Raw genomic sequence first — 26,039 nt, forward strand, 5'->3', positions numbered from 1 at the left:
GTTTCATTTTACTAGTCAAGTGATATCTAAAAAATAATATGCTTCTTAGCTTTTCAATTTATTCTCATTATGTTTTTGTAAATTCATCTTAGTTTTTACTGAATAAGTTACTTCGTTTTTTAATCGAAAGCAAGTGAGTGTATGTTTTTCATATGACTCAATCGCTTTCGTTACTATCACTTTACAACTCAAGTGATTAAAAAGCAAGTAATTTATCTCGAATTCGAGATATTTTTTTATTGGATAACATTTTGAACTGGAGAATGATGGATTTCTATATGGGATAGCGCCACAAAAATGTGGATTTACAACGCCAAGTCCATTTTCATTTTTCCATAAATCGGAAAGTATCGATTTTGTTAACCCTACCCTTTATTTAGAAAAAGCTGTTCTTTTAAGATCAAATAACTAACGTTCTTGGATTAAAAACTCGCGAAATTCTTGGTTTCAGGACATTATAAAATTCATAAGTTGATGGATGTGAGATATCGCCAGCATTTTTGAAAAAAACACGCTAAGAGTATGCGAGATTTTATACAGTTTTTTCGTTAATCCAATAACAGACAAAAACCCTAAAACCGCACCAGAATAGGAATGTATAAAAAATTGCATAGATTGATAGAACAAAAAAAGGAGGTTCCCTTGTGAGAGTATGGTTCCTCCTTTTTCCTTGCTACCGATAATAGGACGTTATGTTAACCGAGAATGAATAGAACATTCATCATTTTTTCTCTTGTATTCGCTTGTACTAGAATTAAACTAATCTTCAAACCAAAATAACACTTCAATAGGTGCTTTTAAAACTTTTGCAATATCGTAAGCCAATTTTAATGAAGGGTTATATTTTCCGTTTTCGAGATTACCAATTGTTTCTCTTCTAACTCCAACTTTATTAGCTAAATCTCCTTGGGACATATTTAACTTTACCCTATATTCTTTCATCCGAGTAATCAGCGTCATCCTGCATCCCTTTCTTTTCTCTATGTTCAAATATTTCTAAATTAATTAGAAAAGTTCCTAACGGTATTAAAATTGAAAGTCCAAAAAATAAACGAATTACATGTACATTTTCAAAAATAGAAACACTTAAGAGTAGTATACTACCAAATATTAGTGTTACAAAAAATGCCCTTGTAGCGGCCATACGAACATGCAGTATAAAAAGCTCATCTGGTATAACTTTTGCGTATAAAAAAAAGAAAAAGAATAGGAAATAGTAGTGAGGCGAAAACGAATTTTCACTTAAAAATGAGAAAGGTGCCAAAAAACCTAAAAAACCAATAAACCCTAAGTAAGCTAATTTGTTTTTCATATAAGATCCCCTTTGTGATTTATTTCGCTCTTTATGTGATAAATATATCACATAAAGAGCGAAATAAAAAGGAATTGAAACAGTACATCTTTGTTTCAAACTAATACTTTTAACTTCCCTTAACGAGAATTATGTAACTAAGCTGCCCATATGGACAGTTTATTGTATTTTTTACTTAGCATATTTTTTTCTGAAATGCTGACGGTACTCAACTAAAAAGTTGATATGCTCCCATTCTAGTGGCAAGATATGTTTTATTAGTTCTTCGTTACACCCATGCGTACTTCTTAACTATTTTATTTCATTTTCAATAAAGTGAAACTTTAATCAGCCCTCATCAATCGGACTTTAATGGGCAGCCGGACCCCCACCTAAATTCTTTGCTTTCGCTGAATTTCGAGTTGGGGGTCTTACTGCCCATTAAAGCGGGATAAATTGAAATTTAATGACTTAACATTATGCTTATCTTAGGAGCGAGGTATTTTATCGGTGAGTGTACACAAACCATGTAATGCTTGCTGTTAATAATGCTGACGAAATCAAAGCTGTAAGAACACTATATGTTTGCCACATAAGTATTGTTGACCAATCGAAAGCACAGCACAGTATACCCAGGGCAATCGTAGCGGTCAGGAAAATAACTGTTACGGTTATTCTCTTTTTTGTCATTGGCTGCCGCTCATTCGTTCTCCTTCTGCGTAATCCTAAGAGAAATAGCAAAACAGACAATAGGAAAAGAATAATTGTGATAGACGACAAAATGATATCCAAAAGCTGTGTGCCGCTTATTTCATATGACTGAGTTAGATTGCCTTCTAATATATCTTTAACTTTTAGTACCATGTTTGTATTGGTATTTGCACCGTTGCTCAGCAAGGAGACGGCTGTTCGTTCATTTGGCAGTATGACTACTTCGGTTCTGAAATTTGGATTGCCCCCAGTGTGTTCTATAATCGTTTGTTCGGCGTTTACGGACCAGCCTGCCGCATAATACATACCGTTGACAGCCGAAACAGACATATCACCCCTATGTGATTTTTCGATAACCATGTGAAATATTTCGGGTATGTCCTGCACGATCCCCATCTGTATGCCCATCCAACGCGCCATATCTTTTGTATTAGAAATGATGTAGCCTGCGGGTTTATTCCCAGCATAATCCGGAGCTTTAAATGGAGTTGTCATAAAAAAGGAAGAACGGTATCCCTGTGCCAACTGTCCAGTGGCTTGAGCATCTTCTTTATAAACATATGTCTGGTGAAGACCTAACGGCTGAAATACCTGTTCCTTCATAAAGTCTTCATAGCTTTGTCGCGACACAATCTCAATAACCAAACCCAATACGTCATAATTAACGGTTCCATAGTTATACTGTTCACCGGGAGGGAACGCCAATTCAGCATCAACGAGCATTTCCACAGTCTTTTGCAACATATCCGGTGTATTGCCTTGTGGAATATTTTGAAGATGCCTAATATTTGTTAGACCACTGGTATGGTGAAGAAAGTTATTTAGTGTAAGACTTTGCATATCAACAGGTTTCCCTTGATACTTTAATGTAAACCAAGGTAAATATTTTTGGACAGGGTCAGTCATTGAAAGCAGCCCTTGCTCTTCCAATAGCATAATGCCCATACCGGTAAAAGCTTTACTGACCGAGGCTAACTCATAGAGTGTATTTTCACTTGCAGACAACCCCTTTTCACGGTCTGCATACCCTGAAGAAAAGTAGAACACTTCATCATCAGCAAGTATTGAGATTGACATTCCCGGCACACCTGATATACGACAGGCATCATCTAGCAACGCTTGTATTGCCGCAGATTGCGAATCTGACAACGCATAACTTTGTGTTGCAAATCCTGAGAATAATATAAATATCGTTAATACAAAAACAATAATCTTTTTCATAAACTCTCCTTTTTGGAAAATTATAAGAGAATAATATAAAGTGAAACTTTAATCAGTGGGGTTTTCTTCATCCCCCACTGATTATCAGCCCTCACCAATCGGACGTTTATGGGCAGCCCGACCCCCACCTAACTTCTTTGCTCCAGCCAAATTTTGAGGTGGGAGTTTTACTGCCCGTTAATGTCGGATAAATAACCTCCTTTTACAACTACGAAACTAAATTTTAATTTATCTTTCTATTCACCTGTATAATATCAAATAATTGCGAATAGTTACACTTGAACGAACAGATGGATGTAATTTGAAACAACTTTAAAGAGCCTTGCTACGTAGAATGTAGTAAGACTCTTAGCTTTTTAATAATCAAAATTCAATAACTTTATTATCATTATACAACAGCCCCACTAAGCGTATTAACACTTAATGAGGCCATTTGATTCACATTATTAATTATGGAACGTCGGTTTATAGAACGAACGATTATCAAGTGCGAAGACACGCTCTGTGTATTCGCCTGGTTTTGTGCGTCCTAATGCGCGGTCCATCATGTTCATTTTTGCATCTAAGTTATCGATGTAGTGCAGAATTTTTACCACAATACCAATTATCTAGATTTTATATCTACTAAAGCATTATACAGATTTACAATACCTTTTCCTGAAACATTTTCATCGTAATAGCTAGTTTTATCTGCATTCCTATACAAAGTACTTTCAACTTCCTCATTGGACATTTCTCGTCCGAATTTTTTGAAATATTCGTCTTTCATTACAGCAATCGCAGCTGTTACTTTCGGAGCAGCCAAACTTGTTCCTAACATGAATTCATATCCTGGTTCAATACCAATACTCTTACTTAGTTTTGTTTGCGGAAAATAAGTAGGATAGGTCGCTAACACTAGACTATTAAAATCATATATTTTATTTTGTTTGAAATCAGGACCATAATCCCCACCTGGGGCAGATATCGAAATAACACTTCCGAAATTGGAATAACTCGCTAATTTATTCTCCTTATCAGTTGCTGCAACCGTGATTACGTTTTTGTCACCACCTGGCAAGTGTATTAACAAGTCATCAGGTTTCCCAAGTTTTTCTGCTAATTCTTTTGGATTGCTTATATCTAATCCTTCATTACCTGACGATGCTACTAAAACTACGTTATTTTCTTTTGCATATTTAAATGCTCTTTCATAAGCCCTGATAAGATTGCTATCTCCTTTGTTTTTGATTGATTTAAAAGTACCTAAACTTAAATTAATTACATCCACACCATCTTTAGTAGCTTGGATAATTGCTTCAATAGTCCAACTTGAATCACCACCTGTTTGATTGAATACTTTATATGGTATAATCCCAATACTTGGACCAACACCTTGGATTTTCCCGTTTGCAGCTATAGTCCCCGCTACCATTGTTCCATGCCCAATATTATCACTAGTACTAGCATCATTAGGGACAAAAGACTTTCCTTCACTTATAATATTTTCTTTTAAATCTGGATGATTGAAATCAATCCCAGAGTCAATAATTCCTACCTTTACATCATGAGATCCTTTATTAATTGATTGGCTTTTATAATTATTTGTTACTTGTTTTATATCCCACATCCATTTATCATAAGGCCCCTTTTCTTCTTCCTTCAAAAATTGAAAACTATGTTGTTTCTCCTCACTTATGGGTTTTGAACTTTTAATTCTTAATTCCACATCATTTACTATATTATTACTGGGAATCTTTAAATCCTCACTAACATATTGCTTCATATCGGGCAATTGTTCTTTATCAATTCCTTTTACTACTAAGCTGTTAATTTCTTTAATTTGATGTACCTTTACATTTGAAAATTTATTCTCTATTTTTTCTTCCGTCTCTTTAACATCACTATCTAATAATATAATTAAAGATTCCTTACTAGCGGCTTCTGCATAAACATTTATATTAGATGTCATATATATAAATATTAAAATAAATAAAGTACCTATAGTACCTTTGCTTAATAGAAAAATGGATTTTTTCATTTGAACCTCCGTTTTTTGATTTTTCAGTATTTTTTCGATGCATAAACATTAAGATTATAAGTAGATATACTTATATATTCTTTCGATGAAAAAGTTTATTTATCTATTTATAATATAGGATTATATAACTCAGCTATGTTATATAATCCATCGTTTCATTTTAAATGCCTCATTCCTCTAATTGAAACTAAACAAGTCTCACCATTATTCATAACTACTTGCTTATTTGTCTTGTCTAGATATTTAATATTATTTTTATTTACAACAAAGGATTTATGACATCTACAAAACTCTTCTCCTAACTCTCCCAGCTCTTTAATAATTCCATAAAACTCTATATAAGTATCCTCTAGATGCATGATTATTTTATGAGGCGTGACAGAAGATTCAAAAAAGAATATATCAGAATAATGAACAGTTCGAATTGTATTACCTACTTTATATCTAAATAGATTTTGTTTTCCCCCATCTTCATTCAAATGACGCTTTAAAGCTACCGCTATACAATCTCGAATTCTGCCAGTCATTTCACCTATATTTCCCTTAATTATATAATCCATCGCTTCAATTTTATAAGTAAATGTCATATAAGACAATTCACTATGTGTTGTAATAAACACGATTTTCCCTGTAGCATCTATATCTCTAATCTGAGCCGCTAATTCCAATCCATTCATATTTGTTTTTAAATTCACATCGATAAAATATAGCTTTGTACCCTCTGTTTTTCCCTGTAAACTTTCAATAATTTCATAGGGATTTTCTGTAGATAAAATTAATTTAGCATTTAGCTCCTCTATCATTATGTAATTTTTCACACACGTTTCAATATACTCTCTTTGAGTACGATCATCTTCACAAATATATACTAAAAGCATATACTACTCCTCCAATTGAATATGAATTTTTTGAACAAATAAATTATTTTTTTTTGTCGTTTCAGTAGTAACATTGGTCAAGGGTGCTAGCAATTCCTGAAGGTTATTTAAACCTAAGCCCCTTCCCTCACCTTTTGTTGAAAACCCTATTTTTTTCAACAAATGTAGCCTTGGCGTGTTATCTCTGCATGTATTTTGAATGATGATTGAAACATTGTCTCCATCCTTAATTACACCCGTCAATAATTCACTATATTCATATTCTACACACTCTATTTCTTCAATTGCATTATCTAATAAAATACCTACAGAAGTTATTAATGCAAATGAATCGATCGGAAGTTTTTCAATTTCTGCATTTGCTTCAAATCTAGCATTAATACCTAGCTCTTGTGCCCGCATTAACTTAGAAGCAAATATGCTCTTTAATTCTTTTAATTTAATCTTACTTAAATTTTCTAATTTAAAATTATTCTCATCCAAATATTTAGACGTTGGCTTTAAAATTTCTTCAAAGTAACCTTTTAATCCTTGCATATCTTTCTCTAAAATAAACATTTCAATAGATAAAAGGATGTTTTGATAATCATGCTTAAATTTTCTCATGTTTTGATAATGGATTTCTATTTCATTCAAATACTTCTTCAAACTATCATATTCCTCTTCTTTTCTCTTCTCCTGAAATAATTTCTTTAAATGTGCAAAATATATAATGACAGTAACAATAGAAAGAAATAAATACATAAAAAAGAAAAATAGATTTAATCTAATTAATTCAAAAGTATTGCCTTTAGAAGCTGCCGCGAAAATTAGAGTATAATAAACAAAAACTGTAGAAACCCCAATGAAAGCCATAAACAGTTTTAACTGTATATTTATCCCACTTAATTTCTGCAGTACCTTTTGCACCAGAATTGAAATGAAAATCCCCATTAGGACACAGGATAATAAATGAATCCAAACTTCCACTTCAACTATATTAGGGAGATATCCTAAAATAATCGTATCTAGATAAGAAGAGATGTGATCACTAATCAGTACAACTATTAGTGCATAAGAACCATACATCAAAGAATGAATTATCTCCCTTTGGTAAAAATAACTCATACAATATGTAAATAAAATCAATATAATTGATGCATATATAAATCCTTCGATATAACTAATAGCTCCAATCAAACTAATTACTAAAATAACTATCCCCTCTAAAATATTCCTCTTTTTTACATTAGAAATAATCTTTAATGAGACAATCGTTATTAAAAACTGTACAAATAATACACCAAATGTAGACATACTTCTTTCCACCTTAACTATAATAAATAAGGTATATTATATCTCTATCAAAAGCATCAAGTCTACCTATAAAATGGAGATTATTTCATTTTTTGCAATTCTTTCGGAATTTTAGGGTCATAAAGTACCCCCAGACATCTTCCCTTTAAAGTAAATTCTCCTACTTTTTCTAACATATTTATTAACAGTTTTTGCGTTGTTTGTTTCTCCACCATTTGTTTTTTCACTGTTTTATGCCACTCCCCTTTTTTTACCATTTAATACATGACTTGTTAGTGGTAATAGCATTGCTGCTCCCAAAAATGCACCCACCCCAATTAAATTCCCAAAATATAAAGAGGGTAATAACAAACTAACCATAGCCAAACAAAAATTAATTCTTATAGCTCTATTCCTAAGTAATATCCTTTCATCGTCATCGTACATTTGATATCCTGTACAAGCTGGAGCATATTTAAAAATAATAACAAAGTTTAACAAGAACAATAGAGCTAAACTTAATTTAGATATAATAAGAATTTGATTTATTAACAATGGTGCACCTATAAATAAGCTTACAGTTATTATAGTACAATAAAGATTGTTATTTGCATGAGCTCCAAAAGCATAGATTCTGATGCTCATGAAAGAAATATGAAAAACAACAACCTCTAACATTATCCCTAAAGTATATGCAAATATGTATACTATAAACAATTTAGATATATTTAATACTAAAAATTCCATTGCATACTTACATTTAAGATATTTAATACGATCATATTGTAAATCAGAGGTATTCACTAACCGTTGAAATAGATTAGTAGCAAATTTTTCTATCATCAATATTTTCTCATTCTCTTTCTGTAATAAAAATTGAAACACTCATTACCTGTATAAAATTTATAAAACCTTTTTATAATTCTTTTCTTTTATATGCACTTATTGAAATGAAATATGAAATGATAAAAATAAAACAAGATACCAGCAAGAAGTTCACTGAAAAAATTTTATCAAAACCTTCCACTTCTCCCATCATCATTTTTTGCATAAGAGAAACAAGCCCAAACATCGCAAAAGCAAAAATTATACTAATTATACGTATTAACTCTGATTTATCTCCTCCATATATATAAGTCAATGAATATATAGTAGAAGCTAAACAAAGTACCAATCCCATCCCACGAAGCACACTAATTAAAATTAACTCACCAGAAATTTTCACAAACAATGAATTTAACATAAATACCCCAGCAGTCACTAGAATACTTATTATTAATAATAACAGAAATGTTATATATTTACTTCTTATAATTTCTTTTCTTTCAACCGGAAGAATAAATTCAAACTTATCCCATCCAGACAAATTATCCTGCTTTAAAACTTCAAATGCACTTACTGTTATCAATGCCATTGGCAAATAAAATGCCATTTTTAACGCTGTTGCATTTCCTGATAAAACCAAAATCACATTACTTACAATTGCAAGGAGTAGTGAAAGGGCAATACTCTCTCTCACAGAATAAAAATTATTTAAAATAAGTCCCTTCATCCTTTTTCTCCTTTCAATAATAACATTGTAATATTCTCAATCGAAACATCATTTGGAATTATTCCCCTAGGACTATTGTGTTTATTTGAAACAAGTACCTCAACGTGTTCCCCTATTTTTTGATACGCTACAATACTAGACTTATCCAGCTCTTGTAATTCATTTTCAGTACACGTGAAAATAGCATAGTTATGTAATAAATCTTCTTTATCTACCCTTAAAATAATCTCTCCTCTTTTTATAAAGATAAGATAATCTGCAACTTTTTGAATATCACTTATAATGTGAGAAGAGAGTAAAATAGCATGTTTTCTATCTTTTACAAATTCCAAAAATACATTTAATATCTCTTCTCTAACTACTGGATCTAATCCAGATGTAGCTTCATCTAAAATTAACAGTTTTGGGTCATGTGCAAGTGCTACTGCTATAGAAAGTTTCATTGACATACCACGAGAAAAATTTTTTACTTTTTGTCCTTTAGGCAATGAAAAGACATTAATATAATGCAAAAACACTTCTTGATTCCATTGATTATAAATATTTTTCATAACTTTTGATAATTGATTTACACTTAAATTACCCGAAAAATTAAAATCATCGAATACAAAACCGATATTTTCTCGCATCTTTATTATAGCAGTATCCATTTCTTCTCCAAAAAACTTTATAGAACCGGCGTCCTTCTGTAATCCACCCAGTATTGTCCTCATTGTCGTAGTTTTCCCTGCACCATTTTCACCAATAAATCCTACAATAGAACCATATGGTACTGAAAACGAGAGTTTCTTTAATTCAAAATTAGAAGTAGGATATGATTTTTTTAAATCTTTAATCTCTAAAACATATTCCATGTTTATTCCTCCACATAGTTTATTAGGAAAAGAACAAATAGAACACCCGTCCATTCGTCCCTTTCCTAATTTCAACAAAATTGCAAGATCAATATCGTTTCAATAGTCACAAACAAAAAACTTATTTCAGCAAGTGTTACTTACTGTTGACATAAATCCTGTTACTGTCCATGAAGCCGTTGGCCATTCTGGTTGTACATCTGTACCTTCGTTTAATTGTTGTAATGCTAATACGTCTTTCATTATTATCCCTCCTCTTATTTGTACTTCTGATCTATTTGGATTCCACTCTATTTTTAGCAGTGGTTACTTACTGTTGACATAAATCCTGTTACTGTCCATGTAACTGTTGTCCATTCTGGTTGTACATCTGTACCTTCGTTTAATTGTTGTAATGCTAATACGTCTTTCATTATTATTCCTCCTCTTATTTGTACTTCTAATCTATTTGGATTCCACTCTATTTTTAGCAGTGGTTACTTACTGTTGACATAAATCCTGTTACTGTCCATGTAACTGTTGTCCATTCTGGTTGTACATCTGTACCTTCGTTTAATTGTTGTAGTGCTAATACGTCTTTCATTATTATTCCTCCTCTTATTTGTACTTCTAATCTATTTGGATTCCACTCTATTTTTAGCAGTGGTTACTTACTGTTGACATAAATCCTGTTACTGTCCACGTAACTGTTGTCCATTCTGGTTGTACATCTGTACCTTCGTTTAATTGTTGTAATGCTAATACGTCTTTCATTATTATTCCTCCTCTTATTTGTACTTCTAATCTATCTGGATTCCACTCTATTTTTAGCAGTGGTTACTTACTGTTGACATAAATCCTGTTACTGTCCATGTAACTGTTGTCCATTCTGGTTGTACATCTGTACCTTCGTTTAATTGTTGTAATGCTAATACGTCTTTCATTATTATTCCTCCTCTTATTTGTACTTCTAATCTATTTGGATTCCACTCTATTTTTAGCAGTGGTTACTTACTGTTGACATAAATCCTGTTACTGTCCACGTAACTGTTGTCCATTCTGGTTGTACATCTGTACCTTCGTTTAATTGTTGTAGTGCTAATACGTCTTTCATTATTATTCCTCCTCTTATTTGTACTTCTAATCTATTTGGATTCCACTCTATTTTTAGCAGTGGTTACTTACTGTTGACATAAATCCTGTTACTGTCCATGTAACTGTTGTCCATTCTGGTTGTACATCTGTACCTTCGTTTAATTGTTGTAATGCTAATACGTCTTTCATTATTATTCCTCCTCTTATTTGTACTTCTGATCTATTTGGATTCCACTCTATTTTTAGCAGTGGTTACTTACTGTTGACATAAATCCTGTTACTGTCCACGTAACTGTTGTCCATTCTGGTTGTACATCTGTACCTTCGTTTAATTGTTGTAATGCTAATACGTCTTTCATTATTATTCCTCCTCTTATTTGTACTTCTAATCTATTTGGATTCCACTCTATTTTTAGCAGTGGTTACTTACTGTTGACATAAATCCTGTTACTGTCCACGTAACTGTTGTCCATTCTGGTTGTACATCTGTACCTTCGTTTAATTGTTGTAATGCTAATACGTCTTTCATTATTATTCCTCCTCTTATTTGTACTTCTAATCTATTTGGATTCCACTCTATTTTTAGCAGTGGTTACTTACTGTTGACATAAATCCTGTTACTGTCCACGTAACTGTTGTCCATTCTGGTTGTACATCTGTACCTTCGTTTAATTGTTGTAATGCTAATACGTCTTTCATTATTATTCACCCCCTTTCAATTCCTGTTCAGGAACCCTTTTTATAGCGTCCAATCAAATTACTTCACTTCTTATATCCTGTTTTTTCTACAAAACTATTAACATTAATAATTGGCAACCAATGTAGTGGATTGGATTTTAGGATCCCATTTAAAGCCAATATTATGCCCGCACTTCCAGAATACATATCATCCGACAACCTATAACAAAAATTACCAGGGAATGAAAGTGCATTAGCTTCTTTAATAAGGAATAAGTTTAGCTTATCTACTGACTCCATTAAGTCCTTTTCAATACCCTCTATTTTCTCTTCCATGATAAGTGGCAGTAACAAGAACCCTCCGATCCCATCAAATAATCCGCCACTAAATGTACATCTAATATCATTAAGATTAGTAATTAAATTTAATTCTTCTTGATAGAACTTTTGACCACTTACATGATTTAAATACCATATGGCTACTCCAATTCCTATTGATCCTCCAGATAGGTATGGTAATAATCGGTTTTTATCATCTTTAGTTTGCAATATTCCGATTTTTTCATCTTTTTGTGTGTTTCTTAAATCACGTTCAATTACATCTTTAGCAAGTATATAGAATTCTTTCTTTTTGGTAACCGAATACAACGCTGCATAAAACATAGAAACACCAGACCATCCATCTAAGATGCCAATAGGAACAGCAGCCCAATCACTTACAGTTAAACTTTTATTTTCATTTATATAGCTTTTAATACTATTAGCAATTGATTCTGCTTTCTTTAAATAAGAATCCTCTTTCTCCTCTAAATATAAACTGATATATGCAAGACCAATTCCAGCTAATCCTGATCTTAATGAAACATCATTGTAACTATTTTTCTTAATATTCCTATTAAATAATTCTAATCCTTCTCTCTTATATCCTAATTCATATAATGCGACTGCGATTCCAGCTTCTCCCGTAAAAAGACCTTGTTGTGTTATAGAATCCAACTCATTCATTAAAACATTTTCCATCCATTTAAATACTTCCACATCAACATTGCCAGATCTAAAGAGAGCTAAAGCTGCACCAGTTCCACCAGTAAACACATTATATTTTCCATCCGTAACCTCGTATTGTCTGATATCACCATGAATTAATCCCTGTTCAGGAACAAAATTCTCCATAACCCCTTTTCTTAATCCATCTATTATGGAAGAGATTTTTTCAGAAAAGTTTTCATATGGTTTATTAACATCATTACGTTCTTTTTCTCTCGTTTCAGATAAATACTCATCACATTTTTTTTCTATATTCCTAACGAAAGAATAAAAATCTCTACCAAACTCCCTTTCAATCCATTCATTTTGGTATAGATATGAATTGTCTGCAAGGGTACTGACAGGCCCCATTGGTAATATACAATATCTCAAAATCTTCTTAACTGCATACCAATCTCGTTCTTTATGATTTTTATTTTTAAAACTAGCAAATCCCATTGTTTGCATAGCTGCTTTTGATTCGATTTCTGCTTCATTTGCAGATTCAAAGTCTATAAGCTTTACATTTAATTCTTCATCAATTATGACGTTTGATGGCTGTAAATCACCCATACCTATGCCTTTTTCATGCATCCCTTCAACAATATTTACTAAACTAAAAATAATTTGTTTTACATCAGCTATATAAATTTCCTTATCAGTTTTCCGATGAAATGGGTATTTAACCGAAATCCATGTTTTTAAATCCAATCCTTCTACATATTCTTCCACCAAAAATATATGTTTCCAAGACTTAAAATAATCGATGACATTTACTACACCTTTAACATCAGTAAGTTGAGTTAAAGTATCATATTCTACTTGAATTCTTTCTATAGCATCTTTATTTTGAGCATCTAAACCAACTTTTGGTCTAGCTTCTTTGATAACAACTTTTTCTTTATCCTCCTTTCTTTCAGCTAAATATATACCTCCTCCATTTGTATATCGAAAGGCCTCCAGAAATTCATATTTCTTAAGTCTATCCTCTTTATCATTCTCTTTATCAAAAATATTTTTAGAATCTAAAAACTGATCAAAACTCTCTACAAATTTCGGTACTTGATAATAAGGTTTGCGATCATCCGGGATTAAGTGACCGGATTCATCCTTGATACATGGTTCACCTTTTTCATTATAAATACTTCTAAACCCCCCATATCGATAATAAATATTACTATTCTTCCAACATTTATCACTTAAAATATATGGGCCATTCTCTTTATTTTTAATTTTTTCATATAAAACATTTAATAATTCCAAAAACACTTCATCACTAGGAGGATATATAGTTATAAATTTCCCTGAACTTATCCTATTTCCATTTTTTGAATTCACACTATGTAAAGTCGATTCATTAATAATATGTTTAAAAGCAATTTTACGTTCTATCAATATTTCGCTTACCTCTTCTAAAATCTCTTGTGCATTATATATTGTCGAACTTATATGGATCTTCCAACCTTGATCTTTAATCTTCTGATCTCTAAAAGAGTAAAATTTCCAAGGTGAGCTATCTTCATTAAAAACTAAACAGCAATCAGGTAAATTTAGTACCTTATATGTGCTATCTATATGATTAGAACTTCCCTCTTCGAAATATTTAGAGTTTGGCTTCAAGTATTTAAAATAAAGATGATTTTTATTCAAAATTATTCTCTCCTTATCTATCGAGCTTGTAACTGTAGTTCACAGAACTGATTATATAATTGATGATGTTTCTGTAACTCATCATGTTTACCTTGCCCTGTTATTTTTCCATTCTCCATAAAAATTATATTCTCAGCATCAATTATTGTAGATAATCTATGCGCTATTACAATAGCTGTTCTATCTTTAGCAATATTTTTCATAGCATATTGCACCTGTTGTTCAGATTTACTATCCAGATTTGCGGTAGCTTCATCTAATAGGATTATCTTAGGATTTTTAAAGAACATCCTTGCAATTGCAATTCTTTGCCTTTGTCCCCCCGATAGCATTAAACCTTTTTCACCAACATTAGTATCTAAGCCATTAGGTAAATCTTCAATAAATTCCCAAGCATAGGCCATTTTACAAGCATTAATTATTTCTTCTTCACTCCTTGGTGACTCATCCAACCCAAATAATATATTTTCTCTTATAGTCCCACTAATCAAACTATGCTCTTGTGATACATAACCTATTTGGGAGCGCCAAGAATTAATAGAAAAATCCTCTATATTTTCTCCTCCTATATAAATCTCTCCGTCACTAGGTTTATAAAATCTCTCTAACAAGGATACAAGTGTTGTTTTTCCACTACCACTTGGACCAACAAATGCATAAGTATGTCCTCCTTTAATAACTAAATTAAGATTTTGTAAAGTAAACGATTCATTATCTTCGTTATTATATTTGAAACTTAAATTTCTAATTTCTATATCTTTATTAGTTACATTTAATACCTTTCCTTTATCTAAATCTTCTTCATACTCGTACATTAAATTAGAAATCCTTTCGGTTGCCCCCTTCGTTTTTTGGAGTTGAGAAAAGAATCCTCCGAAGTTAACCATCGGTCCCATAATATAGAAGATAAGCGTCAAAAAGGCAATAAATGTTCCTGGTGATAACTCACCATTCGCAAGTTTAACTCCTCCATAACCTACAATAGAAATAATAATTAGCATCATTAGCAAATTAATTATTGGGTTTACAGTAGCCATCCATTTCGCTTGCTTTATCCCAATACATTTTAAATCATCTATGTTTTCTAAACCTTTTTTGATTTGATAGTTTTCTGCTGTGAATGATTTAATCAATTTATTTTCTGAAATCATTTCAATGGCACTTATATTAAGCCTACCCATTGATCTTTGTTGTTCTTTAGAAAGGCTAGACAGTTTCTTTCCCAAGGGAATAAAAAATGCAAGAAATAATGGGATAGCTCCAATAATTATTAACGATAGCTCCCAATCGTAATAAAATAACCAAAATCCACAAAATAAAATCATCAATACCGCATTAATAAATTGTGAAAATGAAATGCTGACTAAATTATAAAGTACTGTAGTATCATTAACTAATCTACTAGCTATGTCACCTGATTCATTTTTATCAAAAAAACCTGCTGGTAACTTAACAATTTTAGTCCACGCTAGTCCTCTTACATTCGCGACAATTTTCAGTCCAATTACACTCAGTAAGTAACTAGCTATTAAACCTGTTACCATTTGAAGAATAAACAGTGTAACCAATCCAAATAATATTCTCATATCTACATTTCCTGAAACAGCAAATCCATCAATAAAATTTTTCAGGAAATTCGGTATAAATGTTGAAACTATTGCACTCATAGCACTGATAATACAAGAAAGAATAAACAAACCATATTTTGGCTTTGCTAAATTAATTAACTTAAAAAAATCTCTCCATGTATATTTATAATTACTACTCTTATCCTTGTTCATTTTCCCACCTTTTCCCAATCATTAATTAACTTACATCAACCTTATATACAGAAGTTTATCATGCAAATTCTAGTTCCTATCGTTTCTATCCTGAAACATTCAAAAAGTAGCATAAACGTCTTCTAAATATATAGAAGTAACAATTCTGATATCATAATTGTTACTTCTATATATCTTTATTATTAATCCAAACAAAATTCACATTATATGATTGGTGTTTCTTATACTTTCCTAAAAATTATTAAATTAACTCTTTAACTAAAAAAAGGCAAGTGACTTAGTCTATAAACTAAGTCACTTGCCTTAAATTCTTTATTTAATTATGGAACGTCGGTTTATAGAACGAACGATTATCAAGTGCGAAGACACGCTCTGTGTATTCGCCTGGTTTTGTGCGTCCTAATGCACGGTCCATCATGTTCATTTTTGCATCTAAGTTATCGATGTAGTGCAGAATTTCTGCTTCTTTTACTAATGGTGGTTTTGGGCTACCCCATTCTGCTTTTCCGTGGTGAGAAAGGACGATGTGTTGCAGAATTAATACTTCTTCTGCATCGATGTTCAGCTCGTCTGCTGCTTTACCAATTTCGTTCACCATAATAGAAATGTGGCCTAGTAAATTTCCTTCTAACGTGTACGTTGTAGAAATTGGGCCAGATAATTCAATTACTTTACCAAGGTCGTGTAAAATAACGCCTGCATAAAGTAAGTCTTTATCTAATGATGGGTATAGATTTGAGATAGCTTTCGCTAAATCAAGCATCGATACGACGTGATAAGCTAATCCAGATACGAACTCGTGATGGTTCTTTGTCGCTGCTGGATATTCTAAAAATTCGTTTTGATGCTTATTTAATAAATGTCTCGTTAGACGTTGAATGTTCGGGTTTCTCATTTCAAATATGTATTGCGTAATTTTCTCGACCATATCTTCTTTTTTCACTGGCGCTTTTTCTACGAAGTCTGAGATGTCCGTTACTTCATTTTCATTCGCAACTCGGATTTGTTTCACACGTAATTGAATACGTCCTTTGTAGTTTAGAATGTCACCAGCTACTTTAACGATTGTTTCCGCTACATATTGTTTCTCAACTTCTGGTGATACGTCCCATAGCTTCGCTTCAATATCTCCACTTGGATCTTGTAAGATTACTGTTAAAAACGGCTTTCCATTGCTTGCTAGACCTTTTGTCGCTGTTTTAATTAACAAGAAAACATCGACTTGTTCACCAACTTCATATTCTGCAATTTTCTTTTTCATTCGAATTCCTCCACCATATCAGTTACTTTTAGTATAGCACACTACAACTCATTTTCTTTACGCTTACGCACTAATTTTATAATCTGTTTTTCTGTAAAATACGTTAGTAAATGCGCATGACATGTAAAGAAGATGACTTGCCTATCTTCCGCAATTTCCTTTATAAGTTCAATCGTACGATTCGTCCTTACCGCATCAAAATGCACGAAACTATCATCAATAATAAACGGATAATCATGCTCAAATGTTTTCGCTAATGCAAATCGTAACGATAAATATAACTGCTCCGCTGTCGCTTGGCTTAGTTCATGACTATAAAAACGCATACCATCGTTACGTTCCACAATGAACGGCTCCGCCTCTGACGGTGAAAAAATTTTACTATATCGTCCGCCTGTTAAATAGACGAAATACTCTTCTGATTTTTGTAAAATACGAGGAAGATGTACCTCATGATAATATTGCTTCGTTTTCGTTAACACTGTCTTTGCGGCCGCATACGCAGCCCACTTCTTCACTTGTTCACGCACTTGCGCTTTTTTCATTTCCCACTCGTGCATTAAATCACCATACGTACTGCCTTCTTCTAAATTCGCAATTTCCATACGATGTTTCGCAATGCGCTCTGTCAGTTCTTTTTCCTTTGTAAGACAGTTTTGCGCAGTTGTCATTTCTTGCTTTAATTTTTCATCATAACCGTCAGCTTCATAATGTTCAGCTAATGATAAACTCGTTAAACGCTGTTCTAACAAATCAATTTGCGGTAATAAACGCCCTACTTGCTTCTCAGCATCTTCACGTTTTTCCGCAAATTTACCTGCTTCTAAAAACATCTCTTCATCTGTAGAATGTGCGATATGCCATAAACTATCTCGTTCTACTAACAGTTGTTTCAATTGCTCTTGCATGAACGCATATTCTTCTTGCCATTCCGCAAGCTTCTCTTTTAGCTGCTTACAAGTTTGGCGTTTTTCTTTCTCATTTTGCATACGGATTTGTGCATCGTGCAGCTTACTATACTCCGCACTACCGATAACAGTTTCTAGTTTATGTTCAAAATGCGAAATCATTTCATACAATGAAGATTTGCGCTCAATTTTCTTCTCTAACTCACGATATAATTGCTGTATTTTTTCCATACGCTCAAACGCCGGCAATATGTGTGCATACGTATAAAACTCAGGGAACGTATAGCGCATTTTATATACATTTACTTGTTCGCTAATGCGGAACGTTTCTCGCTCCCACTCCTCATAGGATGAAACGACTTTATCATACGCTCGCTCCATTTGCTGTAACTTATATGACTCGCGCTCAAATAGCTTACGAATCTCTTCATCTTTTTCTAACTCATAGCGCACAGACATCGCTTCTTCACTTTGTCTCCCGCCAGCACTTTGCTGAAGAGTAAGAAGTTCTTCTTGTAACCCGCTTGACGGATCTTTATATAAAACAAGGGCAAGAACAATCGCTACAAAAATAATGACACTAATAAATAAAAGCGGGCGGTTATCTATAAATAAGCTTGTAAATAAAATGACTGTGTTAATAAGAAGTAACAGAAGACAAACTCTTTGCCACTGCTTTTTCTTTTGCATAGCCGCTCCTGCTTTTTCCTCATACTTGCGCTTCATTCTATCTGCGCCCATACCGATAAACGCCGCATCTTGGAATGACTTCTCTTTCTCAGCTAACGTATTTCGCTCTTCATCCGCTAACATTTGTTGCTTAATCTGTCTTATATTTTCTTCTTGTTCTTCTAACTGCTCTTGCGCTACTTTAAAACGATCATCGAGCTGTGCTTTTTGCGTTTCTAATTCACGTGCTTTTTGCACTGCTTGCGTAATTAACTCTTTCGTTGCCAAACTCATATCAAACGACAGAACTGTTTCTTTTTCAAAAGTAGCACCAATTTGTTGCTCTAGTTCTGTCAGTTCTTCTTTTATATTCGTAATCGTTCCTGTCATATCGCGCATTTCTTGACGTGCATTTTCATAAGACATATGCTGCATACGAAGTTCTTCTACATAACTTTCTTTTTGCAAAAACGCTTCATCTATTTGAATCGATTCCATTTCCGATTGCACATTCTCTATTTTTTTATGGAGCGAATCAACTTGTAATTGAAGCGGCTCCATCTTCGCCTTAATCGCTTCATAGCGCGCCATCCCGTTTACAGGAAATTGCCCGCTCTCGTTTTCTAACACTTTCTCATGCGCACGCTTTTCAATAACGAGAGGCTCAAGCGCAGCTAATATTTCATAATCTTGCTTTCGTTTTTCTGCATTCTCTTTTTCAACGCGAACAGAAGCAAGTCCCTCTTCACTTTCTTTTAACTGCTCCACTTGCTTTTCATACGTGCCAATTTTCCCTTGCCACTCTTTCATCTTCTCTTCAAGCTTCTTCATTTCTTGCAGTGACACGTTAATTTCTGGTTTACGCCCGCTCGGTTTAAAACGCTGATCCATTTCCTTTTCTAGCTTTTTATCTAGCTGTAATAACGCATCACTTCCGACTGCGCTTGCTGAAAATAAATAATTTCCGATATCCGTTTCGCCGAGCTGATGAATGTTTTGAAGGCCGTGCATATCAAATGAAAAGACAGATTCAAATAAACTTTCATTCATCCCGCTTAATATATCGTGTAAAATTTCTTCGCCGCCCGTTTTCCCATCTTCAAAATAAACGGTCACCTCGCCAGCTGCCGTCTTTGGCAATCTTTCAATTTTCAAACGACCGTACTTCTCTGTTTGCACAGTCATCGCACCGCCATACTTGCCGCCTTCTTTCGGCTCATAGCGGCGCTGTCCTCTCGTTGGAAAACCGAATAAAATACTTTTCATAAATGAGCGAATTGTCGATTTACCCGCTTCATTTTCACCGTATAAAACAGTCAGCATTGACAGATCCATTTCCACATTTTCTAATTTTCCGTACCCATAAATATGGAGTTTTTCAATTCTCATTTCTTATCCCTCTCTTGCTGGAATAATTGCTCTAAAATAATATTTTCCGCTTCCTTTTGAATCTCTTTCTTCTCTTCTTCTGTAAAAGATTCAATACTATTACGTGCTACAGGAGATGTCCAAATCGTGCGCAACACGCCGTCCATATTGTTGAAAGCTTCTAACTCCTTTAGCACACTACCGACGAAATGATTTTCTTCTTTCAAACGCTCGATTTCCGCAAAAGAAACCGTCTCATTTTTCCACTTCATCGCATATACGAAATCTTTTCGCTCTTCGCCAGATGCTAAAATATGAAAAATCTCTTCTACGCGCTTTTCATCACGTAAATAAGGAGAAATTGGTCCCTGTCCTGTAAATACGACAGTTAAAAGCGTCCCTTCTTCTTCTCTTCGGCATTCATTCATCGCACTTGATATCACAGTCATAAGTTCATCAACCGTTTCAAGTCCATCGATACTCACTTCTATCTCATCCCACACAACATCCGCCGTATGGAAAAATGAACATTGCGTTCCTTGTTTCGTGAGTTCAATAAGATACGCACCCTTTTCGCCCGTTTCCTTACGATGACGTCCTTGTATGTTTCCTGGATAAATAATGCATGGCTCTTCTGATAAAATTTCACGTTTATGTATATGGCCAAGAGCCCAATAATCAAACTGCTTTTCTTTTAGCTCACGAATTTGAAACGGTGCATAGCGATTATGCTCTGCATCTCCTTCCACACTTCCGTGAAGCATACCAATATGAAAAGGCGCATCACTCATTTTCGTATACTGCGCTGTCATATTATCCGTTACCGCTTGCTGCAAATAACTAAACCCGTAAATAGAAGCTACTAGCTCGCCATTTTTATAAAATGATTTCTCTTCTACATAAGGATCCGTAAACACATGAACATTTTCCGGAAACTCAATTGCTGCCCAGCTTCCCCCTAAATGATCGTGGTTACCGTGAATAATAAAAACAGGGATATCGTACTGCGAAAGTCTCTTCATTTTCTCGCGCACAAACACTTGCGCTCTCAAACTTCTCGTCTCCGCATCATACAAATCCCCGGCTAGTAATACGAAATCAACGCGCTCTTGAATCGCTTTATCAACAATACGCTCGAACGATTCAAACGTACTCTGCTTCATTCTCTCCCAAACAGACTGCGGTACATTCATTTCCATCCCTTTAAACGGACTATCCAAATGCAAATCAGCCGCATGTATAAACTTCACTTGTTTCACAAATAACGATCCTTTCTTTTTCCGTACTTTACTACGAATAGTAAATCTAGTGCCCATAAAACTTCCCCTTTATTTTAACACGCAATGTCATATATTTCTTTGCATATTCTAGTGATTTATGCCAAAATAGTTATAAGATTCTGATTTTTATCATTGGAGGGAATTTTCATGGGAGTATACGTTCTAACAGTCTTTGAAAAAGATGGTTCAAAAGCATTAGACGAATCATTCGAGGCGGCAACTGAAAAAGAAGCGAAAGCAAAAGGTGAATCTATTTTACAAGAAAAAGGATTGTATGAAAAAACACATCGCTGCACATCTTCTGCAGGTAAGCTCGTTTTATTCCAGCGCTAAAAAAAAGAAGCGTCATCCGCTTCTTTTTCACTCTACTATATCTTCGTCACACCACGTAAACACCACATCTAGAATGCGATTACCGATACGTACGCGCTTATTCCATTTTCCTGTTTGGATCTGATGTTGCAATTCTGCTTTCATCTTTTCCGTCCAGTCGTGAATCGTTTCACTACCGTTGTACGGATATACGCTTGGAAACTCTTCCTGCAGTAGATGCAAGCTCTCTGCATCAAAATGAAAATGGAAGAAGTAGTTTGCTGTAAGCGATGGTTCTTGCAATCGTAAAAAATGATCATCAATTTGCTTTCTATTTCTGTAGAAAGTAAAGATATTCACTTTACCGCTCGTAATTTGGTCAATTTGAATTTCGTGCTTCTCTATAATCACGTCTTGCCCACCTCGTTATATACTATCCTTAGTATATATGTCTTTTGCAACAAAGTTAACCATTTTCGCGCGAAATTCATTTCCTTCATTATATTACCTGTACCTCCAAGTACAATCAGAACAAATAAAAAACAAAGTTGAAGGGGAGCGATCACATGTATTTCGGAAGCAAAGGTTGGTATGTAAAAGAACTTAAAAAATTAGGTATTCGTACTTACGAAGGTAAAAAACTAGAATCATATCGTACGCATGCGTTATCTAGTTTACTTGAGAGAATGAAGAAAGCTTCGGCTTAATTGATGTAGGAAGCAACTACGGTTGCTTCCTTTTTATATAGTGGAAGAATAGAAATAATCCTATCTTAACGTTCTATCTTTACCGTTATACTCTCTTGATAAAAACCACCCCTTATCAACTGAATCTCTATTACCAAATCTCTTTCTAGATAATCATTCGTACATACTTTAAATTCCCCATACTTATTAACCCGTCCGCTTCCAACATACATATCACCACTTGTTATGACAATTGTTGAATGAGGTTCTGCACGACCCAACACAAAATTATGACCATATTCCACAGAAGCTATCGTTATTTTTTGATGCATATTATGAATTGAACCTATACATTTCTTTTTACACAAATTAACATTACTTTCTTCAGCCCTCGAAAACGCCAGATTCCTGTTAATCTTTTCTGAAGAGGAAGCAACATTCCCCAGCCAAATAAACCTATCAAATGTAGTAATAGGTAGAAACATCTACGCTAACTCCCCCATTCTTCTTTCCTGTTTTTATCGTCTACAATCTTTTGATGAACTTACAGTAATAATTTCTATATTAATATAAAAAAATATCCTTTTTCCATTCAATTTCGCACTGTTAATTTGTACAGAATACATAGAATACTGTTTTTCACCCCAGATGCAATGGCAACGCTACACAAAATAATCCACGATCCATTAAATGTAAATTCACCTTCAAATGTGTTAATAATAATTATGTTGCCGATTATTAAAAGAATCCATGAAATGGAATACTGTTTTCCATTTGTAATATATAAAATTCCATCCTCATTACAAACTGTAATTCCTCCACCTTGCCAAACACCAATAGCGAAAGAAAAAATCGTAACTGCCAATAACTCTGCTTGTAAATCTCTAGTCACTGGTTGCGGCGCCGTATAAGTAATAATCCCTATCATCATGAGAAAAGTAATAATATGTATCCAGTTTAATTTTGTTTGTTTTCTTTGCAGCCAAATAAAGAAAATTACTACAGAAATTAAAAACAAAGTTGCCATTTACTTATTCTTCTTCCTTTCCTACATTAGAAACGCCTGTAATTGTAATACAATTACAATGTTCTTAAATCTCTCATACTTTCTGAAGCATAACACGAGAAAGAAATAAAAAAATCGTACAAAAGGGCAAGCCTATAATGTACGATTGGGCATATATAATGTTTTAAAAATGAATTAACTTCCTTTCAATAGATACAGCTACTGCTTCTGACCTTGAATTAACACCTAATTTATTGTATATATTTGTTAAATACGCTTTTACTGTTCGCTCAGCTATTCCCATATCGAATGCAATTTCTTTATTCTTATTTCCACGCGCAATAGCTTTCAACACAAACAATTCTTTTTCTGTTAGGTTATTTTCTTCAACCTTATCAGCATATACTTCTTTCCTTTTATAATTCACTATCTTTTCCATAATATTGGGTTGTAGTAAAATCTCACCTCGAATAGCCGCTTCCAATGTTCGAAACAAATTCTCACGATCCGTATCTTTTAGCAAATATCCTTTTGCTCCTAACTCAATTCCCTTTAACATTAATTCGTCTTCGTTATAAGTAGTTAATATAATAATCGGCGTATGATTTTGTTTTTTATTTAAAGCTTCAATTGTTTCTAGACCACTCATTTTAGGCATATTTAAATCCATTAAAATAACATCAGGTTTCTTTTTTTCTATGAAAGAAAGGGCTTCTTCTCCATTTGCAGCCTCACCTATAATTTGAAATGAATCACTCGTTTCTATTATTAATTTCAGACCCTCTCTTACAACGAAATGATCATCCACAATTAATACGTTATACTTCATGGCTATCTCCTTCATTATTGATAGGTACTTGAATACACACTTTCGTACCCTTCATCTTTTCACTCAATATATGTATTTCTCCATTAATCAATCGAACTCGCTCATTTAAGCCAATTAATCCATAATGCCCAGGATTCTTACCGATAGATCCAGTGTCAAAGCCCATTCCATTATCTTCAACTTCAATAGTAAGCTTTTCAAGGTTATCGATATATTCAACTTTTAAATTTACATCTGTTGCCTGCGAATGTTTTGCGATATTCGTTAAACATTCACTAATTACATATAAACAATGTTCCTTTACTAAGCTTGAAATATGCGGAGGGCTTTGAATAGTAAATCTCACTTGTATAGACGTAGCCTCAGAAAAACGTTGAACTTCTTCCTCTACTGCCTTATTAAATGAATTGGTAGTATGACGCAAATCATCAATAACCAACCTTGCATCATGTAAAGTTTGTCTCGCTCTTATCATAGTTTGTTTCATAATCTCTTGAGATCGTTCTATATTCCCTTTTTGCATATGGGCATCTATTGCTTCCAATTGCATAATTAAGCTCGCTACACCTTGCGCTAATGTATCATGTAAATCCCTTGCCATTCGTTGCCTTTCATTAGCTAATGTCAATTCTTCTACTCTCATATATGCAGACTCTAACTCTTGAATGTAGCTCTGTATACGATTACGTGCATCGTATTGCTGCTTATTAATATAAGAAAAAGGAATAATAATTGCTAGTACTAAAAGGAACATAGAGATAAGAATAGCTACTTTATTCACACCATAATTCATACTAATCGCAATACAAAATATGGCATACATGAGAGTAAAAACTGCCATTACTTTAAATATATTGTTATAAACATATAAACTTTGAGCAATTAAAATAGGGGTTAATCCAACAAAAATAGCTATTGAACCATTTGGTACAATAAATGCAGCAAGAAACACAATGAAGAGTTGTACAAAAAAGAAATACAACAATTGCCTATTTTTTAATGAACTCGCATACCAATGAAAAATAGTATGAATAACAATGACTATTGTAAAAAAGAAACTATCTATTGAGAGAATATTATTACGAAATTCTAAAAGCATTGAAGCTATATATACGAGTGTAATCCATAAAACAATAAACCTTCTTGGAATAAATACCGCTTCCAATACATTTGTATCCACATCTATATTTGAATTCATTTTTTTCATATTTGACCTCCATCATTATATTATACAAGATGCAGCTTACATTTTGATAAAGTGAAACTTTAATTAGTGGGGCTTTTTTCCATCCCCATTACAGAATATAAATATGAAATATTGCATATCGAAATGCATTGATATAATTGTAAGCGCTTACTATAATAAGCGTATAAAGATTTATTGCATCTTACCATAAAAAAAGGAGGCACTCATATGGAAATCGCAATGGCAGTTTTAAAATTTGTAGGTGGAGTAATTCCATTAGTTCAAGAACTTTTAAAAGCATTCATGTAAGGTTATCATTCAGCAATTATCTATAATAATTATCATACAAATGATCTGTATATCAAAAACAAATTGATACACAGATCATTTGTGTGAGAAAACTTTATACGAGAACTATGTAACCTAGTAGAACAATAATGATACATCTATCTCAAGTTAGAAAAAGACGCTCACAAGAGCGTTTTTTCTTATATTACTATGTATTCAGGAGAAATCGATTTTA

At 33.3% G+C, this 26,039-nt stretch carries 32 protein-coding genes and 2 pseudogenes; 3 read left to right on the forward strand and 31 right to left on the reverse strand.

The window, feature by feature from the left end:
• Positions 1-759 precede the first annotated feature (759 nt).
• The 26 genes and pseudogenes from AABL52_RS21745 to AABL52_RS21870 all read right to left on the reverse strand — a co-directional run bounded on the left by AABL52_RS21745 (position 760) and on the right by AABL52_RS21870 (position 21,476).
• Positions 760-960, reverse strand: coding sequence for a helix-turn-helix transcriptional regulator (locus tag AABL52_RS21745; protein ID WP_000172689.1), 201 nt, complete (start codon positions 958-960; stop codon positions 760-762).
• On the reverse strand, positions 929-1,312 hold the full coding sequence (locus tag AABL52_RS21750) for a DUF3796 domain-containing protein (protein WP_000791539.1): 384 nt from the start codon (positions 1,310-1,312) through the stop codon (positions 929-931). The genes AABL52_RS21745 and AABL52_RS21750 overlap by 32 nt, the downstream gene beginning before the upstream one ends.
• A gap of 483 nt (positions 1,313-1,795) precedes the next feature.
• Positions 1,796-3,223, reverse strand: a complete 1,428-nt coding sequence (locus AABL52_RS21755) for a serine hydrolase domain-containing protein (protein ID WP_341518392.1) — start codon at positions 3,221-3,223, stop codon at positions 1,796-1,798.
• 446 nt (positions 3,224-3,669) lie between these two features.
• Positions 3,670-3,813, reverse strand: a pseudogene (locus AABL52_RS21760) (3'-5' exonuclease); the annotation flags it as partial.
• Between the two features lie 14 nt (positions 3,814-3,827).
• Complete coding sequence (locus tag AABL52_RS21765; protein ID WP_341518393.1) at positions 3,828-5,243, reverse strand: S8 family serine peptidase; 1,416 nt, start codon at positions 5,241-5,243, stop codon at positions 3,828-3,830.
• Positions 5,244-5,398: 155 nt separating this feature from the next.
• On the reverse strand, positions 5,399-6,121 hold the full coding sequence (locus AABL52_RS21770; RefSeq protein ID WP_144613317.1) for a LytR/AlgR family response regulator transcription factor: 723 nt from the start codon (positions 6,119-6,121) through the stop codon (positions 5,399-5,401).
• A 3-nt stretch (positions 6,122-6,124) separates the two neighbouring features.
• A complete protein-coding gene (locus tag AABL52_RS21775; RefSeq protein ID WP_144613315.1) occupies positions 6,125-7,417 on the reverse strand; it encodes a sensor histidine kinase in 1,293 nt (430 codons plus the stop codon).
• Between the two features lie 80 nt (positions 7,418-7,497).
• Positions 7,498-7,644, reverse strand: coding sequence for a cyclic lactone autoinducer peptide (locus AABL52_RS21780; RefSeq protein ID WP_186327178.1), 147 nt, complete (start codon positions 7,642-7,644; stop codon positions 7,498-7,500).
• 4 nt (positions 7,645-7,648) lie between these two features.
• Positions 7,649-8,239 carry an accessory gene regulator B family protein gene (locus AABL52_RS21785; protein WP_341518394.1) on the reverse strand — a complete coding sequence of 197 codons (591 nt, stop codon included), beginning with the start codon at positions 8,237-8,239 and terminating at the stop codon, positions 7,649-7,651.
• 73 nt (positions 8,240-8,312) lie between these two features.
• A complete protein-coding gene (locus AABL52_RS21790; RefSeq protein ID WP_341518395.1) occupies positions 8,313-8,948 on the reverse strand; it encodes an ABC-2 transporter permease in 636 nt (211 codons plus the stop codon).
• Positions 8,945-9,802: an ABC transporter ATP-binding protein gene (locus AABL52_RS21795; protein ID WP_341518396.1), complete on the reverse strand. Its 858-nt coding sequence runs from the start codon at positions 9,800-9,802 to the stop codon at positions 8,945-8,947. The genes AABL52_RS21790 and AABL52_RS21795 overlap by 4 nt, the downstream gene beginning before the upstream one ends.
• Positions 9,803-9,928: 126 nt before the next feature.
• Positions 9,929-10,045: a class III lanthipeptide gene (locus AABL52_RS21800; protein ID WP_222124846.1), complete on the reverse strand. Its 117-nt coding sequence runs from the start codon at positions 10,043-10,045 to the stop codon at positions 9,929-9,931.
• Between the two features lie 53 nt (positions 10,046-10,098).
• On the reverse strand, positions 10,099-10,215 hold the full coding sequence (locus AABL52_RS21805) for a class III lanthipeptide (protein WP_222124844.1): 117 nt from the start codon (positions 10,213-10,215) through the stop codon (positions 10,099-10,101).
• Between the two features lie 53 nt (positions 10,216-10,268).
• Positions 10,269-10,385 (reverse strand): class III lanthipeptide, encoded by a 117-nt coding sequence (locus AABL52_RS21810; protein WP_222124844.1) that lies wholly within the window; start codon positions 10,383-10,385, stop codon positions 10,269-10,271.
• 53 nt (positions 10,386-10,438) lie between these two features.
• On the reverse strand, positions 10,439-10,555 hold the full coding sequence (locus AABL52_RS21815) for a class III lanthipeptide (protein WP_222124844.1): 117 nt from the start codon (positions 10,553-10,555) through the stop codon (positions 10,439-10,441).
• 53 nt (positions 10,556-10,608) lie between these two features.
• Positions 10,609-10,725: a class III lanthipeptide gene (locus AABL52_RS21820; RefSeq protein ID WP_222124844.1), complete on the reverse strand. Its 117-nt coding sequence runs from the start codon at positions 10,723-10,725 to the stop codon at positions 10,609-10,611.
• Positions 10,726-10,778: 53 nt separating this feature from the next.
• A complete protein-coding gene (locus AABL52_RS21825) occupies positions 10,779-10,895 on the reverse strand; it encodes a class III lanthipeptide (RefSeq protein WP_222124844.1) in 117 nt (38 codons plus the stop codon).
• A gap of 53 nt (positions 10,896-10,948) precedes the next feature.
• Positions 10,949-11,065 (reverse strand): class III lanthipeptide, encoded by a 117-nt coding sequence (locus AABL52_RS21830; protein ID WP_222124844.1) that lies wholly within the window; start codon positions 11,063-11,065, stop codon positions 10,949-10,951.
• A 53-nt stretch (positions 11,066-11,118) separates the two neighbouring features.
• A complete protein-coding gene (locus tag AABL52_RS21835; RefSeq protein ID WP_222124844.1) occupies positions 11,119-11,235 on the reverse strand; it encodes a class III lanthipeptide in 117 nt (38 codons plus the stop codon).
• 53 nt (positions 11,236-11,288) lie between these two features.
• On the reverse strand, positions 11,289-11,405 hold the full coding sequence (locus AABL52_RS21840) for a class III lanthipeptide (RefSeq protein ID WP_222124844.1): 117 nt from the start codon (positions 11,403-11,405) through the stop codon (positions 11,289-11,291).
• Positions 11,406-11,458: 53 nt separating this feature from the next.
• On the reverse strand, positions 11,459-11,575 hold the full coding sequence (locus AABL52_RS21845) for a class III lanthipeptide (protein WP_222124844.1): 117 nt from the start codon (positions 11,573-11,575) through the stop codon (positions 11,459-11,461).
• A gap of 63 nt (positions 11,576-11,638) precedes the next feature.
• Positions 11,639-14,230: a class III lanthionine synthetase LanKC gene (lanKC, locus tag AABL52_RS21850; RefSeq protein WP_341518397.1), complete on the reverse strand. Its 2,592-nt coding sequence runs from the start codon at positions 14,228-14,230 to the stop codon at positions 11,639-11,641.
• A 17-nt stretch (positions 14,231-14,247) separates the two neighbouring features.
• The gene (locus AABL52_RS21855; protein WP_341518398.1) at positions 14,248-16,011 is read right to left on the reverse strand and encodes an ABC transporter ATP-binding protein; all 1,764 of its coding nucleotides are present in this window, start codon (positions 16,009-16,011) and stop codon (positions 14,248-14,250) included.
• Positions 16,012-16,327: 316 nt separating this feature from the next.
• Complete coding sequence (gene yhaM, locus AABL52_RS21860; protein ID WP_000726650.1) at positions 16,328-17,272, reverse strand: 3'-5' exoribonuclease YhaM; 945 nt, start codon at positions 17,270-17,272, stop codon at positions 16,328-16,330.
• Positions 17,273-17,313: 41 nt separating this feature from the next.
• A complete protein-coding gene (locus tag AABL52_RS21865) occupies positions 17,314-20,238 on the reverse strand; it encodes an ATP-binding protein (protein ID WP_341518399.1) in 2,925 nt (974 codons plus the stop codon).
• The gene (locus tag AABL52_RS21870; protein WP_341519744.1) at positions 20,235-21,476 is read right to left on the reverse strand and encodes a metallophosphoesterase family protein; all 1,242 of its coding nucleotides are present in this window, start codon (positions 21,474-21,476) and stop codon (positions 20,235-20,237) included. Before AABL52_RS21870 ends, AABL52_RS21865 begins: the two co-directional genes overlap by 4 nt.
• A 168-nt stretch (positions 21,477-21,644) precedes the next feature.
• Here AABL52_RS21870 and AABL52_RS21875 point away from each other — a divergent pair, with 168 nt between their 5' ends.
• Positions 21,645-21,830: a YhzD family protein gene (locus tag AABL52_RS21875; RefSeq protein ID WP_000539551.1), complete on the forward strand. Its 186-nt coding sequence runs from the start codon at positions 21,645-21,647 to the stop codon at positions 21,828-21,830.
• Positions 21,831-21,857: 27 nt separating this feature from the next.
• Here the strand turns inward: AABL52_RS21875 and AABL52_RS21880 are convergent, their stop codons facing one another.
• Entirely contained in the window at positions 21,858-22,220 is a 363-nt protein-coding gene (locus AABL52_RS21880; protein WP_000582777.1) for a hypothetical protein, read from the reverse strand.
• A gap of 155 nt (positions 22,221-22,375) precedes the next feature.
• On the opposite strand from AABL52_RS21880, the gene AABL52_RS21885 reads away from it, so the two are divergent.
• Entirely contained in the window at positions 22,376-22,516 is a 141-nt protein-coding gene (locus AABL52_RS21885) for a YflJ family protein (protein ID WP_341518400.1), read from the forward strand.
• 65 nt (positions 22,517-22,581) lie between these two features.
• Here the strand turns inward: AABL52_RS21885 and AABL52_RS21890 are convergent, their stop codons facing one another.
• The 4 genes from AABL52_RS21890 to AABL52_RS21905 all read right to left on the reverse strand — a co-directional run bounded on the left by AABL52_RS21890 (position 22,582) and on the right by AABL52_RS21905 (position 25,537).
• A complete protein-coding gene (locus AABL52_RS21890; protein ID WP_341518401.1) occupies positions 22,582-22,980 on the reverse strand; it encodes a hypothetical protein in 399 nt (132 codons plus the stop codon).
• A 107-nt stretch (positions 22,981-23,087) separates the two neighbouring features.
• Positions 23,088-23,522, reverse strand: a complete 435-nt coding sequence (locus tag AABL52_RS21895; RefSeq protein WP_000212317.1) for a hypothetical protein — start codon at positions 23,520-23,522, stop codon at positions 23,088-23,090.
• Positions 23,523-23,685: 163 nt separating this feature from the next.
• Positions 23,686-24,330, reverse strand: a complete 645-nt coding sequence (locus tag AABL52_RS21900; RefSeq protein WP_000876838.1) for a response regulator — start codon at positions 24,328-24,330, stop codon at positions 23,686-23,688.
• On the reverse strand, positions 24,320-25,537 hold the full coding sequence (locus tag AABL52_RS21905) for a sensor histidine kinase (RefSeq protein WP_341518402.1): 1,218 nt from the start codon (positions 25,535-25,537) through the stop codon (positions 24,320-24,322). The genes AABL52_RS21900 and AABL52_RS21905 overlap by 11 nt, the downstream gene beginning before the upstream one ends.
• 103 nt (positions 25,538-25,640) lie before the next feature.
• Here AABL52_RS21905 and AABL52_RS21910 point away from each other — a divergent pair.
• A pseudogene (locus AABL52_RS21910) lies at positions 25,641-25,825 on the forward strand (hypothetical protein).
• Positions 25,826-26,039 lie beyond the last annotated feature (214 nt).

Origin of the sequence: Bacillus paramobilis (assembly GCF_038096195.1) — a bacterium.
Taxonomy (GTDB): domain Bacteria; phylum Bacillota; class Bacilli; order Bacillales; family Bacillaceae_G; genus Bacillus_A; species Bacillus_A mobilis.